Source organism: Bacillus sp. XT-2 (genome assembly GCF_025696525.1).
GTDB classification, from domain to species: domain Bacteria; phylum Bacillota; class Bacilli; order Bacillales; family Bacillaceae; genus Bacillus; species Bacillus halotolerans.
In genome coordinates, this window is the sequence record NZ_JAHVOC010000001.1 from 995,305 (window position 1) to 1,011,927 (window position 16,623).

Genomic DNA, 16,623 nt, shown 5'->3' on the forward strand with positions numbered 1-16,623 from the left:
CGTCACACCTTTCTTCACGGACAAAATAGTATATGCCTGCTCGATCTTTCACGTGATATAATATAAGATGCTCTAAAGAAAGGCAGGGACAAAATATGCATCATTCAGAAACAAAAAAAGGTGTTCTTTACACAGCCGTTTCCTTTACGATGTGGGGGCTGTTTCCGCTCTATTGGAAGCTTCTTGAACAGCTCCCGGCACTTGATATTTTAGCTCACCGTATCATTTGGTCTTTTGTTTTTATGTGTATCGTGCTTTTTTTCTTGCGTCAATGGAAAACGGGGTGGCATGAGCTGCGGTCTTTAAAAAAGAACGGAGGCATACTATCTTTATTTCTCGCTTCAATTCTCATTTCGGTTAACTGGTTTGTATACATATGGGCTGTCAATCATGGATTTCTGCTAGAAGCAAGTCTTGGCTACTACATCAATCCGCTTGTGTCAGTTCTTCTCGGCATTTTGTTTTTAAAGGAAAAGCTGAATCGCCTTCAATTGGTTGCAGTTTCTATTGCGGCAGCCGGCGTTATTATTTCTGCGTTTCAATACGGCTCCATTCCGTACATCGCGCTGCTGCTTGCATTCAGCTTTGGCTTATACGGATTTACCAAAAAAAGAACAAGTCTTTCAAGCGCTATCGGTTTAACGCTGGAGACATTCATGATTATGCCGATTGCATTGGGGTATTTGCTGCTTAGCGGCCATATTCAGCCTGCGGGTGCAGAAAGCGGCGGGGCATGGGTGCTTCTCTTTTTTGCCGGTGTGTTTACCGCGCTGCCGCTCTTATTGTTTGCTGAAGGGGCGAAGCGGCTGCCGCTGTATCAAGTCGGTATATTACAATATATTGCACCGACCATCACCTTGCTGATCGGGCTGTTCATTTACCATGAGCCATTTTCAAGCTCGAAGGCATTTACCTTTGCCTGTATATGGGCTGCATTAGTCTTGTTTACGTTTTCACAAGTGAAATGGAAACGGGCATCAAAAAGCCATTGAGCCTTTGGCTTTTCAGTTTGAGTATATATTATGTATAATCATTTCATGTATGTAAGACATAAAGGAGCAGGACGATGGACAATGATATAGAAATAGTAAAAGCATACGTCTCGCTATGGAACAGCCGCTCTTTCTCAAACGAAGATGCAGAAGCGGTTACAGAGGCAATTGATCTTGAGCTCTTGGATAAGAGAACACATCCGAGACTCCGTAAACCTATGCTGGAAAAATATTATGCCGCTATACAGCGCATTGTGAATTCTCAGCTGGAACCGGCTGTCAAATATCAACTGGTCAAATTACATACAGAACGCGTACAGTATTTAAAAGAAGAAAGAGGGGAGCAATTATGAAAGCAATCATAAAAGAAGATGTGCAAGCATCTTTAGAACGATATGCGGACCGCCCTGTATATATCCATTTAGAAACCACAACCGGTTCTTACTCGGCACATTTAAATGAAAAAAACATGACGGTTGTTGCTTATATACGCAATGCGAAGGTAACCTATCATCAAGCTAAAATCAAAGGGAGCGGGCCTTACCGGGTCGGCTTAAAAACAGAAGAGGGCTGGATTTATGCTGAAGGCCTGACTGAGTACACAGTGGATGAAGAAAACCGCTTATTAATGGCAGGACACTTGCCGGGCGGGAAACTGGCTATTTCACTTCAAATCAGTGAAAAACCGTTCACAGTTTAAAGAAAAGGGTGAAAAAATAATGAAAGAACACGTGCTTGTAATCCTGCCTCACCCTGATGACGAATCATACGGTGTGGCGGGTCTGATTGCTTTAAACAGAAAAAAAGATGTGCCCGTTACATATGCTTGCGCTACGTTAGGCGAAATGGGCAGAAATATGGGAGATCCATTTTTTGCCAATCGGGAAACCTTGCCATTATTAAGAAAACAAGAGCTTATCAACGCCTGCAAAGAAATGGATATCAATGATCTGCGAATGCTCGGACTTCGTGATAAAACGCTTGAGTTTGAAGACGATGAATATTTAGCTGATATCATGGAAGAAATCATAGATGATGTAAAACCAAGCTTAATTGTCACATTTTATCCGGGACATGGCGTGCACCCTGACCATGATGCATGCGGGGAAGCGGTCATCCGGGCATTGTACCGCAAAAAGAAAGAAGACCGTCCGCGCACACTATGCATGGCTATTACACGCAATAGGGAAGAGGTGCTTGGCGAAGCAGACGTCGTACTTGATATCAAAGAAGTGGCAGATATTAAAATGAACGCGTTAAGAGCTCATCGCACCCAGACGGAAGGTATGCTCCGAGAGCTTGAGGAAAAACTGAAAAACAATGAACCTGTTATGGCAACATGGTTTGAAGAAGAAGTGTATTGGACATATCAATGGAATGATTAAAAAAAGGTATAAGGCCCTTGAGGGGACCTTATACCTTTTTTAATTTCAAGTCAGATGCAATCGCTGATGCAAGAGTAGATCTCAGTGAGATGTCCTCAAAAGACAAACCGAGCTGAACCGCGGTTTGCGCAATTTCCGGGCGGATCCCCGACAATGTGGATGAAACGCCGATCAAACGCAGCGCCTCAATCAGACTGAACAGCTGGTGGGCAACCATGGTATCAATTACCGCTACTCCGGACAAGTCAATGTAAAGCTGCGTCACCTTTTTTTTCGCACATTGATTCAATGTATTTTCCATGATCAATTTAGCGCGGACGGTATCAATATCACCGATTAACGGAAGCAGTCCCACACTGTGGAACAGCACGATTACCGGGGCGCTCAATTCAGTGATCATATCCTTTTGGGCTTGAAGCTGAAGGCTTGTGTTTTTGTACATTTCTTCTATAAAAATATGAATCACAAGATCAAACGCCTTAATAAGGGTGTGATACAAATCCTCGGCTTCTTCGCTTTTCACGGTATCCTGATTGATATGAACAAAGTCCTTCACATAGGAAATATACAAGTCTCTCACTCTGACAAACTCACGGATAATATAGTGGATAGGCGTTTTTAAATGCTCTTGATCCTGGGTGACTTCAAATGCCCAGGCTTTTAGAATGGGCAAGTAAACCTCTTCTTCATCTATAAAGATACGGCTGATCTTATAATTGAAAGCAAGATTCTGGCTCTTTAAATTTTTAATGACGGCCGGGTCTGTTGATGCATAGATTGAATTCGGATCAGTTTCCTCGATTGTTTCATACCATGTAGAACTTATTTCTTCTGCATGCTGAGACAGATACTCATATAATTTCTGATTTTGTGCCATGTCATATCACCTCTTTTAAAATTCCTGCTTCAATAAATAACGCTTCTGCAGTTTAACCAGCCTGAAAAACAGCCCGACTGCTCCTGCCGCTAGCCCTGCAATTAACCCGATCCAATAACCGAACGCGCCAAGTTCTGTAAACGTGCCGACCGCATAACCGACAGGAAGGCCGATAACCCAATAAGAAATAAAAGCGGCTGCAAGTGTATAATTGACATCTTTATATCCTCTGAGGGCGCCCTGAATAGGTGCTGCCACAGCATCGGAAAGCTGAAAAAACAGCGCGTAAATTAAAAAGTGCTGCGTTAGCCGGAGGACATCCTGATCAGAGGTGTACATACCTGCGATTTGCTCTCTGAATAAAAGGATACAGGCAGCTGTTAACAAAGAAAAGCCTACTGCCATCATGATGCCGATAAAGCTGTAAGAGCGAGCGTCTTTAAAACGAGCTGCTCCGGCCTCAAACCCGACAACTATCGTTAAAGCCATGGACACGCTGAGCGGCAGCATATATAAAAGTGACGCAAAGTTCATGGCGGCCTGATGGGACGCGATGGTTACTGTATTGAAATGGCTCATCAGCAAAGTGACAGCCGCGAAGATGCTCGTTTCAAAAAACACGGCAAACCCGATGGGCAGTCCGATTTTCAGCATATTTTTGCACGCTTCCCAAGAGAACTTATACATGGTAAGGAAAATGCCATATTCAGAAAACGGCGCTGCTTTGTGAATGATGATAAAACTGATGATACAGATGCACCAATATGTAAGCGCTGATGCAATTCCGGCGCCGACTCCGCCAAGGGCAGGCATGCCGAATTTTCCGAAAATAAATACGTAGTTTAACACAAAATTAATCGGCAGTGAACATAGTGTAATCATCATGGTCACTCGTGTTTTTCCTAATGAGTCAATGAACGATCTCAAAACGGTGTAAACAAATAAAGGAAAAATCCCCAAAGATAAAAACCCTAAAAAGTGCTTAGCAATGTCATATACGTGAGCCTCAAGGTTCAATCGGGACAGAACAGGATCAACTATTCCATATCCAACCGCTAAAACGGCGATGCTTAGAAGCGCGGCCACATATACAGCCTGTAAGACAGTAAAGGGAATTTGTTTGGTTTTATCAGCACCTAATAGCTGTGCGACAATCGGGGTGACAGCCATTAATATACCTGCCAGTCCAGTATAGACAGGCGTCCAAAGACTTGATCCAATGGCCACACCGGCTAAATCGGCGGCGCTGACTTTCCCTGACATCACCGTATCTAAAAAGGTCATGAGAGAAAGCCCCGCCTGAGTGATTAAAATCGGAATTAAAATGTGCAAAAGCTGTTTTATCTTTTGTCCGGCGTTTTTGGTTTCTTTCATACATTGATCCCCGTTTCTTTATCATAACGAGAGAAATTATAACATTTTATGTATAAAAAGCAATGAACGCCTGGCCTATTCTTTTTTTGACGGTTTCGTTTTTCTAAACATTTGGGCATAAATAAAAGAAAGCGAAATAACGCCTAAAAAGGTGCAGATATATTGAATGATTCTTTCCATTTCCATTCTTTACATACCTCCTTTACCAATAGAATGTACATCAATAAGATAAGCATGCGTGCAAAGTTGAAAATATGAAAAGGAGATGAAGGCCCATGCATTACGAACAGATGACAGAAAGTGTATTCACGGCAAAGATACAATCGCATTTAGAACAGATATTAGGGGATGCTTCTCTTATTTTGAAAACGTTACACGAAAAAGATCAATGCCTCCTTTGTGAATTGGATGACTTGGGACGTATTTTTGAGAATATGCACGGCATTGCCTCATCCTTTTATTTGCAATCATACATTGAACAATTTACACCGTCATTTGTGGAACTGGCCAAGGCGATTAAAAATTTATCGGAAAATAAGCATGGCGCGTTAATTGTCATTGAAAGGGCAGACCCGGTTGACGAATTTATTCAAAAAGGAACATCGCTGCATGCAGAAATCAGTGCTTCATTAATTGAAAGCATCTTTTTCCCGGGAAACCCTCTTCATGACGGCGCTTTATTAGTGAGGGATCATACACTCGTCTCAGCCGGAAACGTTCTCCCGCTGACGACACAAGAAGTGGATATTCATCTGGGAACCAGGCACCGGGCGGCTTTGGGGATGTCTGGATATACAGATGCGCTTGTGCTGGTTGTTTCTGAGGAAACAGGCAAGATGTCGTTTGCGAAGGACGGTGTGTTATATCCGCTCATCTCACCGAGAACATAAAAATAAACAAAAGGACCCGAACAGCTTTCGTCTCATGAGACAAAATGACTGGAATAGAACTCTTTTTTAAAAGCATTCATGTCATACTGAATGCTTTTTTTCTTGAAAATAGAAAGTCGGGAAATGTAACCTAGTATAAAAGTTATATTGGATTAATATTAATAAAGTTAAATACTTTACCTGATTTTGTATTTATAGTACTGTATAAAATATTACATAAATTTTAATGGAAGGGTGTGCCGCATGACTAATGTATTAATGGTCGGTTTTCCGGGAGAGGGCCATATTAATCCGTCTATCGGTGTAATGAAGGAGCTGAAATCACGAGGAGAAAACATTACTTACTATGCAGTAAAGGAATATGAAGAAAAAATCACTGCGCTTGATATTGAATTTCGTGAATATAACGATTTTAGAGAAGAATATTTCGGAAAAAACGCAACTGGTAATGAGGAAAGAGATTTTGCCGAAATGATATGCGCCTTTTTGAAAGGGTGTAAGGACATCGCCACCCATATTTATAATGAAGTGAAAAACGAATCATATGATTATGTCATATATGATCACCATTTCCTGGCCGGTAAAATCATTGCCAATCTGCTGAAGCTGCCTAGATTTTCATTATGTACGACCTTTGCGATGAATGAGGATTTTTTAAAGGGAATGATGGACACCTTCAATAGCAGACCATTTGAAGACTCACCTTATTACGAATCCTATCAGCAGCTCGCAGAAACCTTAAATGCCGAGTTTCAAGCGGGAATTACCAAGCCGTTTGACGTTTTTTCGTCCGATGGAGATTTGACGATTGTCTTTACGTCAAGAGAATTTCAGCCAATGGCTGAGCAATTCGGAGAAAATTATGTGTTTGTTGGTCCTTCAATTGCAAAAAGAGCCAAAAGCAATGACTTTCCATTCGATCAGATTGACAATGAAAACGTGCTGTTTATTTCTATGGGAACCATTTTTAATAATCAAAAAGAGTTTTTCAATCAATGTCTCGAGGTGTGCAAAGACTTTGACGGAAAAGTTGTGCTGTCCATTGGGAAACATGTTAAACAAAGTGAGTTAAACAATATTCCTCACAATTTTATTGTCCGCCCGTATGTGCCGCAGCTTGAAATCCTGAAAAGAGCCAGTTTGTTTGTCACCCACGGCGGAATGAACAGCACAAGCGAAGGGTTATATTTTGAAACACCGCTCATTGTCATTCCGATGGGAGCCGATCAATTCGCTGTCGGAAAACAGGTGGAGCAAGTAGGTGCGGGGAAAGTGCTGAAAAAAGAACAGCTGTCTGAAAACCTTCTGAAAGAAACCATTCAAGAAGTGATCAGCAATCCTGTTTATGCTGAGAAAGCAAAAGCAATTGGCCAGTCACTGAAAGCAGCAGGCGGTGCTGAAAAAGCTGCCGACAGCATTCTTGAATATGTTAAACACAATACTCAATCAGCTAACGCATAGTAATACAGCCTGTTCATTTGAAATGGACAGGCTTTTAACTGTTTCGGAAAGCTGGGCAGAGTTGCAGTCAGAAGAAGGGATTTGACACTTTGATAGAGAATTGAAAGAAAAACAGACAGGAAAGGAGGAAAATCTGCTTCTTTCATCAGCATAAACCAATCATTTTACCCCCGCTTAAATAGTTCCTTAGACTTTCGATAAACCTATACAAATTATGTAAAGTATTAGGTGTTTATCTAGAGTTTTAAGGTCGAACGAAGCTGAATTTGCTGCCGGATCTATAAAAATTTGTTTATAACGCTAAAAAAGTGACGATAAAACGTATGTGTGCCATTTTTGGAAACAGAATACTAATTATTTCTGTTTGTCTCATAAAAAGTTTAGGAGGTTAAATGAATGAAAAAGAAGATCGTAGCCGGCTTGGCTGTTTCCGCAGTTGTTGGGTCATCGATGGCAGCAGCACCCGCGGACGCAAAAACGATAAAGGTGAAAAGCGGTGACTCTCTTTGGAAACTTTCGCGCCAGTATCATACGAGTATTTCAGCACTGAAATCCGAAAACAAATTGAAATCGTCAATGCTTTATGTCGGCCAAAGCCTTAAAGTTCCTGAAAGCAGCAAAAAAAGCAAAACATCCTCATCAAACTCAAGCAAAACGTCAACATACACCGTAGCATATGGTGATTCCTTATGGATGATTGCCAAAAATCATAAAATGAGTGTTTCAGAGCTTAAAAGCTTAAACAGCCTGAGCAGTGATTTGATTCGTCCCGGCCAAAAACTGAAAATTAAAGGGACAAGCAGTTCAAATGGTTCGAATGATTCGAATGGGCAGAAAAAAAGCAACGGTTCAAATTCTGCAGGCTCATCAAAAAGTACATATACTGTAAAGCTTGGTGATTCTCTGTGGAAAATCGCAAACAGTCTAAATATGACGGTGGCAGAATTGAAAACCTTAAACGGCTTAACATCAGATACGCTTTACCCTAAGCAAGTATTAAAAATAAAAAAAAGCAGCTCATCCAATAGCGGTAGCGGCGGTTCAAAAAAACCGTCAAACTCAAATTCTTCAAAAACAACTACATACAAAGTGAAATCGGGTGATTCGTTATGGAAGATTGCGAATCAGCTGGGCGTCACTGTGCAAAGTATCCGTGATAAGAACAATTTGTCTAGTGATGTTCTGCGAATCGGACAGGTTCTCACCATTTCAGGAACGACTAAATCAAATAATTCCAATAAGACAGTCCCGAAAGACAAACCAGGATCAAACGTTCAAATAGGAACAAAGATTGACAGAATGATAACGGAGGCAAAAAAATATGTCGGTGTTCCGTATCGCTGGGGCGGAAATACGCCTTCCGGTTTCGATTGCAGCGGCTATATTTATTACCTCATTAATAAAGTATCATCTATTTCAAGGCTGAGCACGGCAGGGTACTGGAATGTGATGCAAAAAGTCAGCCAGCCGTCAGTCGGAGACTTTGTTTTCTTTACGACGTATAAATCCGGACCGTCTCACATGGGGGTTTACTTGGGCGGCGGCAATTTTATTCATGCAAGCTCCGACGGTGTGGGCATTTCCAATCTCAGCAATTCGTATTGGAAACAGCGCTACCTGGGCGCACGAAGCTATTTTTAAACTTTGAGCATCGACATTAGACAGACGGGGCGTTTGGGCAGGACGTCCTGCTGCCCTAATGTAAAAGCCTTTTAAAAGGCTTTTTTTAGTTTATATCGGAATATGATTGACCAGACTGTTAGAAAAAACAAGGGGGGAGACAGCATGAATCGTTTCTTGCTCCTTATCGTGCTGGCGGCACTGGGTCTTGCGGGATGCAGTCAGGAAATACCTCCCGATCATCCGCGGCGGGTACCGGAAAAAAAGGTAATAGAAACCTCAACGTTTCGCCATCAGATTCAGCTGGTCAATAGAGAAGGCAAAAAAGTCGGGTTTATTGAAATAAAAGAGTCAGAAGACGAAGGGCTCGATTTTCACATCTCAGCACACAGCCTGACACCTGGGGCTTCACTCGGTTTTCATATTTATGAAAAAGGATCATGTGTCAGGCCGGATTTTGAATCCGCGGGCGGACCCTTTAATCCGCTGAACAAAGAACACGGCTTCAATAATCCGATGGGACATCATGCCGGAGATCTTCCGAATCTTGAGGTCGGCGCAGACGGGAAAGTAGATGTTATTATGAATGCGCCTGAAACCTCTTTACAAAAAGGAAGCAAATTGAATATTCTCGACCAGGATGGCAGCGCGTTTATTATTCATGAACAGGCTGACGACTATTTGACGAATCCGAGCGGAAATTCAGGAGCGCGAATTGTCTGCGGAGCGCTTTCTGGCAATAACGAGAAACAGTAATATAGCGGGAGCCCTTTTGTATTGAGCATACAGGGGCTTTTTTAGTATACTCGTTAATGGAATACGAATAGGAAAGGAAACCTGTCTATGACATCTCAATTGCAGCACTTAACATTGCCGGAAGATATACAAAATAAGCTTTTATCATATAAAAGCCAGCCGATTTCTCCAGAATTTCAATCGCTTATCGGGACATCAGGCTATGAGGCGGAGGATGAAGCCATTTTATTCGATGCCATTATCGCATTAGCGATGGGGAAAAATATCCTGTTAAAAGGACCTACAGGCTCAGGTAAAACTAAGCTGGCAGAAACATTGTCCAGCTATTTTCATAAACCAATGCACAGTGTCAACTGCTCAGTTGATTTGGATGCTGAAGCGCTGGTCGGCTATAAAACCATTGAAAATCAATCTGGCCAGGCGACGATCGAGTTTGTCTCGGGACCTGTGACAACGGCCATGAATGAAGGCCACTTTCTTTATATAGATGAAATTAATATGGCAAAACCGGAAACCCTGCCAATCTTAAACGGTGTATTGGACTACAGAAAAATGATGACAAATCCGTTTACAGGAGAAGTCGTTAGGGCAAAAGAAGGGTTTGGAGTCATTGCTGCCATCAATGAAGGCTACGTCGGAACCGTTCCGCTGAATGAAGCGCTTAAAAACCGTTTTGTCATCATTGATGTGCCTTATATTAAAGGTGAGCTGCTGAAACAAGTACTCATGTCTCAGTCTGCCCTTCATGATGAGAAATTGATAGACCGGTTTATCACGCTGTCTTCTGATCTGATCGTTCAGGCCAATAACGGGCAGGTGTCTGAAGAAGCGGCATCCATCAGAGCTTTAATTGATACGTGTGATTTAGCCGCTTATATTCCGCCGCTACGCGCCATCGAACGCGGAATTGTAGAGAAGCTTGACGATGACCGTGAAAAGGCGGCGGTCCGAAATATCGCAGAAACTCTGTTTGAATGAGGGATGTGCGATGAAATTTATCAAATTTAATGACAGCACAATTGACTCGTTTTTATTTATGATGCTGACCGATTTGGCCAAAACGCTCACCAAAAGTGAGGCAGTGGAAGTGGAGTATGGCGTTCAGTCCTACTACAACCCATTTGAAAAAAAAATCTACATGAGCCACTTTTGGAAGGACAGAGCAGCTGAAGATATGGAAGCAGGTCTCAAAAGCGATGTCTACCTTCGATCAGTCGGAACAAAATACAGCTCGCTGCAAGAGTTTGCGAGCCTTTTGGATTATATCCAGCACAATCTTACGTACAAAAGCTTTGCCAAACAGCTGTTTATGCTGCTTGAGGACATCAGAATTGAAGAATGTATCAAACACGAGCGTCCTGGTACAAAGCATGTATTTGCAAAACGAAAAGACATGTACAGAAAACATTTCTCCACGCAGCTGACTTTAAATTTAGAACGAAGCATTTTTACGGATGCGCTCTTTTGCGCCATGTATGTCAAGCTGACGGCGGAATCGCCACTGGAAGCCATCCCGTCTATGCGTGATGATATTGATCTGATGCGTCCGTTTATCGAACAGCAGCTCTTGCGTGTGTATGAAGCTGATTCTACACTTCACGTTCTGAAAATTGTCGAAGATATCATGGACGGACTTGAAGAGGTGCTTGATAAAGACATGCTAAATACCTACTTCTTCTTGCCTGAGTTAGATTATGCAAAAGCTGCCGAGCAGCCGTTATTTGAAGAAGAGAAAAAAGCGCCGAAGCTGAGTGATGACATAACGCTTCCGAAAAAGTCAGACGGCGATGAAGATATTCACGATGAAGAAATGCCGACTTGGCACCGTGAAACAGAAGCGCCGTCTAAAAGCTTCCTTCAATTTGATATTGAACACGGCGCAAAATCCGATTTAGGAAAAGATGCTTCTCGTGAAGGGGACGATGGAGACCAGGCCCTCGGCTCTGTTCAAGGTTCAGCCAGACAGACAAAACGAAAAGACTATTCCAAACTGGAAGCGCTGGAGTCCAAAAAAGACCAGCCGAACGGTGCGGGTCTTGCCGACGGAAAGGAAAATAAATTCGCGTTTGCGATTTATAAAGAACCGCAGCCTGCAACACAAGATGAAGAGCTTTCTTATAAACAGCAGGCAAAATCGATCGAATCGTATCAGAAGCGTTTGAAACAGATGATTCAAAAAACGCTTGAACACAAAAAAACGCTGCCAAGGACTGACCTTCACGCGGGCCGTCTGAACAACAAGCTTCTCCGTTATTTTACGGAGCGGAATCCGCGTCTTTTTTACAAAAAACAAGAGCCTTCTTCAGAAATTGATGCTGTTTTTACATTGCTGGTCGACTGTTCAGCAAGCATGTTCGACAAAATGGATGAAACGAAGAGGGGAATCGTATTGTTTCACGAAGCCCTGAAGTCGGTAGCAGTCCCGCATCAAATTGTCGGTTTCTGGGAGGATACAAACGATGCGACCGAAACGAGTCAGCCGAACTATTTTAATACGGTAATTCCATTTCAGTCATCCTTAAGACAGGCGGCGGGACCGGCGATAATGCAGCTTGAACCTGAGGAAGACAACCGTGACGGCTATGCGATCAGGCAAATGACGAAAAAAATGCTGCAGCGGAGCGAGGCGCAAAAATTCTTAATCGTGTTCTCTGACGGAGAGCCGGCCGCATTTGGTTATGAGCAAAATGGAATTGTCGATACAAGTGAAGCGGTTATCGAAGCTCGAAAAAGAGGAATAGAAGTCATAAATGTTTTTCTCTCCAACTCGGAAATTGAAGAATCACAAATGAAAACGATACAGGATATGTACGGGAAGTTCAGTATATTTGTCCCGGATGTCGATCAGCTTCCGGATGTACTGTATCCGCTTCTTAAAAAACTGCTCCATAAAAGCATAGGATAACCCTTTATTCTATGCTTTTTGGCGTTTCTTTTTTTAAATGATTAAATTTTTTGTTTTTTATAAAGGTTTTTTACTATTTTGTGAACAATCAAGGTAGAATCAAATTGCAAACAGTGGTAAAATATCGTTGGAAGCGTTTTTATTACATAATTTTGGACACAGCGTTCGAAAGTTATTTTAAGATAGTGAATAAATCACTTGATTATCTAGGTTGGGGGTAATATTCAAATGTTTCAAAATAATATGAAACAACGAATGAATTGGGAAGATTTTTACGGTCCGAACCTCGGCTATGCGCTGGAGCTTTACGATCAGTACACCCAGGATCCGAACAGCATTGATCCGGATCTGAAGGAAATGTTCGACGAACTCGGAGCTCCTCCAAGCGATATAAAAGAGGCATCGGGAACAAAAGAAAAGGGACGTGTTACAGCCGATCTGATACAAAAGATCGCATCAGCAATCAGACTTGCAGAAGATATACGAACCTATGGCCATTTGAACGCTTCCGTCAATCCGCTCAGAAAGGATGGGAAAAAGAGCGAGCTCTTTCCATTATCCGATTACGGGCTAACAGAAGAGGAAATAAAAGAAATACCTGCGTCGGTCATTTGTAAAGACGCTCCTACAAACATTACGAACGGTTTAGAAGCCATTCAATATTTGCGAAATACGTATAAAAGAACCATCTCATTTGAATTTGATCATGTACACGATTTTAAAGAGCGCGAGTGGCTGACTCAAAAGATTGAATCCGGTGAATTGTTCCAAAAGAACTCAGCCGAAAAGCTGTCAGCTGTGCTGGAGAGACTGATGGAAGTAGAGGGATTCGAGCAATTTTTACACCGGACCTTCGTCGGGCAGAAGCGTTTTTCAATTGAGGGTCTGGACGCTCTCGTTCCAGTGCTTGATGACATAATTGCACAATCTGTCAAATCAGGTACAACGAGCGTCAACATCGGCATGGCGCACAGGGGCCGCCTGAATGTGCTGGCACATGTGCTGGGCAAACCGTATGAAATCATATTCTCAGAATTCCAGCATGCGCCTAACAAAGATCTTGTGCCGTCTGAAGGATCAATCGGCATCAGCTACGGATGGACGGGGGATGTCAAATATCATCTGGGAGCGAACCGTGAGCTTCATGACGCTGAAACGAAGTCAGCGCGCATTACGCTGGCGAATAACCCGAGCCACTTGGAATTTATCAATCCGATTGTTGAAGGCAGCACAAGAGCGGCGCAGGAAACAAGAACACATAGCGGATATCCGGTTCAGGATGAAACAAAATCACTTGCGATTTTAATTCATGGAGACGCTGCGTTCCCGGGGGAAGGAATTGTAGCTGAAACATTGAATTTAAGCTCTTTAAAAGGGTATCAAGTCGGCGGTGCGATTCATATTATCGCCAATAACATGATCGGATTCACAACAGAAAGCGCTGAATCAAGATCAACAAACTATGCCAGTGACCTGGCGAAGGGCTATGAAATTCCGATTGTTCACGTAAATGCGGACGATCCTGAAGCCTGTCTTTCAGCTGTTAAGTTTGCGGTAGAATACCGAAAAACATTCAACAAGGACTTTCTGATTGACTTGATCGGGTACAGACGCTACGGACACAACGAAATGGATGAGCCGTCAACTACTCAGCCGATGCTGTATGACGCTGTAAGAAAGCATCCGACTGTCAAACATATTTTCGCGGAAAAGCTCGTTAAAGAAGGGGTGCTTACCGAGGAAGTTGTTCAAAACATTGAAAAGTCGGTAACGAAACGCATAGAAGACGCTTATCAAAAAGTGCCGGCTAAAAAGGAACATATCGCCAGTGAAATAGAACTTCCGGAACCTGTTTCAAATGGCTTTCCGGATGTAGATACATCTATTGATTTTGATGTGCTCCGCAAGCTGAATGGCGAACTGGTCAATTGGCCGGAGTCGTTTAATGTATTCGGTAAGCTAAAACGCATTTTGGAAAGACGGGCCAAGGCGTTTGATGATGACAGAAAAGTGGAATGGTCATTGGCTGAATCTCTCGCGTTTGCTTCCATTCTGAAAGACGGAACACCGATTCGATTAACAGGACAGGATTCTGAGCGCGGAACGTTTGCTCAAAGAAACCTTGTGCTTCACGACAGTGAGACAGGCAAGGAATTTGTGCCGCTGCACCATTTGTCAGATTGTGACACATCATTTGCGGTTCATAACAGCCCGCTGTCTGAAGGATCTGTACTCGGTTTTGAATACGGCTATAACGTGTATTCACCTGAAACACTTGTCCTTTGGGAAGCGCAGTATGGGGATTTTGCCAATGCTGCTCAAGTGTACTTTGACCAATTTATTTCTGCCGGACGAGCAAAATGGGGCCAAAAATCTGGATTAGTGATGCTGCTGCCGCACGGTTATGAGGGACAGGGCCCTGAGCATTCAAGCGGTAGAATCGAGCGGTTCCTGCAGCTAGCTGCTGAGAATAACTGGACGGTTGCCAACCTGACAAGCGCCGCTCAATATTTTCATATATTAAGAAGACAGGCTAAAATGCTGCTGCGTGAGGAAATTCGTCCGCTCGTCATCATGACGCCGAAGAGCCTTCTGCGCAATCCGAATACCGTTTCTGAAGTGCAGGAGCTCAGTGAAAGCCGCTTCCAGCCTGTTTACGAACAGTCAGGACTTTCTCATGAGTATGAAAAAGTAACGCGGCTCGTATTATCCAGCGGTAAAGTATCTATAGACATCAGCGATCATTTCAACAAGTTAGAAGACGGGAAAGAGTGGCTTCACATTGCGAGAATTGAACAGCTGTATCCATTCCCTGCAAAAGGAGTCAAAGAATTATTTGCAAAGCTTCCGAACCTAAAAGAAATCGTTTGGGTTCAGGAAGAGCCGCAGAACATGGGGGCTTGGAGCTACATCAGCCCTTATTTGACAGAACTTGCACCAGAAGGAGTAAGCGTTCAATATATTGGACGAAGAAGACGATCCAGTCCTGCAGAGGGAGATCCGACAGTTCATAAAAAAGAACAGGAACGTATTGTATCTGATAGCTTGACTCGCAAAAACTAAGGGGGAAATGAAAAAATGGCGGAAATTAAGGTACCTGAATTAGCAGAATCAATCTCAGAAGGAACAATAGCCCAATGGTTAAAGCAGCCCGGTGATTATGTAGAACAGGGTGAATATCTGCTTGAACTTGAAACGGATAAAGTAAATGTTGAATTGACAGCAGAAGAATCGGGTGTTCTTCAAGAGGTATTGAAAGATTCGGGTGATACCGTCCAAGTTGGAGAAATTATCGGTACCATTACAGAAGGCGCGGGTGAAAGTTCTGCCCCTGCTCCTTCAGAGAAGGCTGAAAGCAAAGAAAGTGAAAAAGAAGAAAAGCAAGCTGAACCAGCGGCGCAAGAAGTGAGCCAGGAAGCGCAAACTGAAGCAAAATCAAGAACAATCGCATCTCCTTCTGCACGTAAGCTGGCGAGAGAGAAAGGGATTGACCTGTCTCAGGTTCCGACTGGCGACCCGCTTGGAAGAGTGCGCAAACAGGATGTTGAGGCGTATGAAAAACCGGCTGCGAAACCAGCTCCTCAGCAAAAACAGCAGCCGCAGGCTCAAAAAACACAGCAAAGCTTTGAAAAGCCTGTTGAAGTGCAAAAAATGTCACGCCGCAGACAGACAATCGCAAAACGTCTAGTCGAAGTACAGCAAACATCTGCGATGCTGACTACATTTAATGAAGTTGACATGACGGCTGTTATGAATCTTAGAAAACGCCGCAAAGACCAATTCTTTGAGCAAAATGAAGTGAAGCTCGGCTTTATGTCTTTCTTTACAAAAGCTGTTGTAGCGGCTTTGAAAAAATATCCGCTCTTGAATGCAGAAATTCAAGGCGATGAGCTGATTGTTAAAAAATTCTATGATATCGGAATCGCTGTCGCAGCTGAGGAAGGACTTGTCGTTCCAGTTGTACGTGATGCAGACCGCCTGACATTTGCAGGCATTGAAAAAGAAATCGGCGAGCTTGCGAAAAAAGCGAGAAGCAATAAATTGACCCTTGGTGAGCTGCAAGGAGGCTCATTTACAATTACAAACGGAGGGACTTTCGGTTCACTCATGTCGACACCGATTTTAAACAGCCCTCAAGTTGGTATCCTGGGTATGCATAAGATTCAGCTGCGCCCTGTCGCAATTGATGAAGAACGTTTCGAAAACCGTCCGATGATGTACATTGCATTATCTTATGATCACCGGATCGTAGATGGTAAAGAAGCAGTTGGATTCCTTGTCACAATTAAAAACTTACTAGAAGATCCTGAACAGCTTTTGTTAGAGGGATAAAACAAAAAAGGTACATCACGGATAAACGTGA

14 protein-coding genes are annotated in these 16,623 nt (G+C 42.9%); 12 read left to right on the forward strand and 2 right to left on the reverse strand.

The features are described 5' to 3' along the window. Positions 1–95 precede the first annotated feature (95 nt). The 4 genes from rarD to bshB2 all read left to right on the forward strand — a co-directional run bounded on the left by rarD (position 96) and on the right by bshB2 (position 2,377). A complete protein-coding gene (gene rarD / locus KXD37_RS05760; protein ID WP_024121741.1) occupies positions 96–992 on the forward strand; it encodes an EamA family transporter RarD in 897 nt (298 codons plus the stop codon). Positions 993–1,066: 74 nt separating this feature from the next. After that, entirely contained in the window at positions 1,067–1,345 is a 279-nt protein-coding gene (locus KXD37_RS05765; protein ID WP_106021292.1) for a hypothetical protein, read from the forward strand. Continuing rightward, positions 1,342–1,692 carry a YojF family protein gene (locus KXD37_RS05770; RefSeq protein WP_010334594.1) on the forward strand — a complete coding sequence of 117 codons (351 nt, stop codon included), beginning with the start codon at positions 1,342–1,344 and terminating at the stop codon, positions 1,690–1,692. The genes KXD37_RS05765 and KXD37_RS05770 overlap by 4 nt, the downstream gene beginning before the upstream one ends. Before the next feature lie 19 nt (positions 1,693–1,711). Then, entirely contained in the window at positions 1,712–2,377 is a 666-nt protein-coding gene (gene bshB2, locus KXD37_RS05775; RefSeq protein WP_024121739.1) for a bacillithiol biosynthesis deacetylase BshB2, read from the forward strand. A gap of 28 nt (positions 2,378–2,405) precedes the next feature. Here bshB2 and KXD37_RS05780 read toward each other — a convergent pair whose 3' ends face one another. Together KXD37_RS05780 and KXD37_RS05785 are read right to left on the reverse strand one after the other, a co-directional pair. Continuing rightward, the gene (locus KXD37_RS05780; protein ID WP_095713111.1) at positions 2,406–3,254 is read right to left on the reverse strand and encodes an STAS domain-containing protein; all 849 of its coding nucleotides are present in this window, start codon (positions 3,252–3,254) and stop codon (positions 2,406–2,408) included. A gap of 15 nt (positions 3,255–3,269) precedes the next feature. After that, a complete protein-coding gene (locus tag KXD37_RS05785) occupies positions 3,270–4,628 on the reverse strand; it encodes an MATE family efflux transporter (protein WP_095713110.1) in 1,359 nt (452 codons plus the stop codon). Between the two features lie 275 nt (positions 4,629–4,903). On the opposite strand from KXD37_RS05785, the gene cdaS reads away from it, so the two are divergent. From cdaS to odhB, 8 genes are all read left to right on the forward strand, one after another. After that, positions 4,904–5,518 (forward strand): sporulation-specific diadenylate cyclase CdaS, encoded by a 615-nt coding sequence (cdaS, locus tag KXD37_RS05790; protein ID WP_103671810.1) that lies wholly within the window; start codon positions 4,904–4,906, stop codon positions 5,516–5,518. A 243-nt stretch (positions 5,519–5,761) separates the two neighbouring features. Next, positions 5,762–6,979, forward strand: coding sequence for a macrolide family glycosyltransferase (locus KXD37_RS05795; RefSeq protein ID WP_188323056.1), 1,218 nt, complete (start codon positions 5,762–5,764; stop codon positions 6,977–6,979). 396 nt (positions 6,980–7,375) lie between these two features. Then, positions 7,376–8,620: a LysM peptidoglycan-binding domain-containing protein gene (locus KXD37_RS05800; RefSeq protein ID WP_254517532.1), complete on the forward strand. Its 1,245-nt coding sequence runs from the start codon at positions 7,376–7,378 to the stop codon at positions 8,618–8,620. A 144-nt stretch (positions 8,621–8,764) separates the two neighbouring features. Then, positions 8,765–9,355 (forward strand): superoxide dismutase family protein, encoded by a 591-nt coding sequence (locus KXD37_RS05805; RefSeq protein ID WP_151175088.1) that lies wholly within the window; start codon positions 8,765–8,767, stop codon positions 9,353–9,355. Between the two features lie 87 nt (positions 9,356–9,442). Further along, entirely contained in the window at positions 9,443–10,333 is an 891-nt protein-coding gene (locus KXD37_RS05810; RefSeq protein WP_010334584.1) for an AAA family ATPase, read from the forward strand. A gap of 10 nt (positions 10,334–10,343) precedes the next feature. Continuing rightward, positions 10,344–12,260, forward strand: coding sequence for a vWA domain-containing protein (locus tag KXD37_RS05815; protein WP_106021284.1), 1,917 nt, complete (start codon positions 10,344–10,346; stop codon positions 12,258–12,260). Between the two features lie 228 nt (positions 12,261–12,488). Continuing rightward, positions 12,489–15,323, forward strand: a complete 2,835-nt coding sequence (sucA, locus tag KXD37_RS05820; RefSeq protein ID WP_106021282.1) for a 2-oxoglutarate dehydrogenase E1 component — start codon at positions 12,489–12,491, stop codon at positions 15,321–15,323. Positions 15,324–15,338: 15 nt separating this feature from the next. Further along, a complete protein-coding gene (gene odhB, locus KXD37_RS05825; protein ID WP_059293272.1) occupies positions 15,339–16,592 on the forward strand; it encodes a 2-oxoglutarate dehydrogenase complex dihydrolipoyllysine-residue succinyltransferase in 1,254 nt (417 codons plus the stop codon). Positions 16,593–16,623 lie beyond the last annotated feature (31 nt).

Excerpts from the sequence above, each read along its gene's own strand:
- KXD37_RS05795 (WP_188323056.1), top strand. The coding sequence starts at position 5,762 with ATGACTAATGTATTAATGGTCGGTTTTCCGGGAGAGGGCCATATTAAT.
- KXD37_RS05800 (WP_254517532.1), top strand. The coding sequence starts at position 7,376 with ATGAAAAAGAAGATCGTAGCCGGCTTGGCTGTTTCCGCAGTTGTTGGG.
- KXD37_RS05770 (WP_010334594.1), top strand. The coding sequence starts at position 1,342 with ATGAAAGCAATCATAAAAGAAGATGTGCAAGCATCTTTAGAACGATAT.
- KXD37_RS05815 (WP_106021284.1), top strand. The coding sequence starts at position 10,344 with ATGAAATTTATCAAATTTAATGACAGCACAATTGACTCGTTTTTATTT.
- bshB2 (WP_024121739.1), top strand. The coding sequence starts at position 1,712 with ATGAAAGAACACGTGCTTGTAATCCTGCCTCACCCTGATGACGAATCA.
- odhB (WP_059293272.1), top strand. The coding sequence starts at position 15,339 with ATGGCGGAAATTAAGGTACCTGAATTAGCAGAATCAATCTCAGAAGGA.
- sucA (WP_106021282.1), top strand. The coding sequence starts at position 12,489 with ATGTTTCAAAATAATATGAAACAACGAATGAATTGGGAAGATTTTTAC.
- cdaS (WP_103671810.1), top strand. The coding sequence starts at position 4,904 with ATGCATTACGAACAGATGACAGAAAGTGTATTCACGGCAAAGATACAA.
- KXD37_RS05805 (WP_151175088.1), top strand. The coding sequence starts at position 8,765 with ATGAATCGTTTCTTGCTCCTTATCGTGCTGGCGGCACTGGGTCTTGCG.
- KXD37_RS05785 (WP_095713110.1), bottom strand. The coding sequence starts at position 4,628 with ATGAAAGAAACCAAAAACGCCGGACAAAAGATAAAACAGCTTTTGCAC.
- KXD37_RS05780 (WP_095713111.1), bottom strand. The coding sequence starts at position 3,254 with ATGGCACAAAATCAGAAATTATATGAGTATCTGTCTCAGCATGCAGAA.
- KXD37_RS05810 (WP_010334584.1), top strand. The coding sequence starts at position 9,443 with ATGACATCTCAATTGCAGCACTTAACATTGCCGGAAGATATACAAAAT.
- rarD (WP_024121741.1), top strand. The coding sequence starts at position 96 with ATGCATCATTCAGAAACAAAAAAAGGTGTTCTTTACACAGCCGTTTCC.
- KXD37_RS05765 (WP_106021292.1), top strand. The coding sequence starts at position 1,067 with ATGGACAATGATATAGAAATAGTAAAAGCATACGTCTCGCTATGGAAC.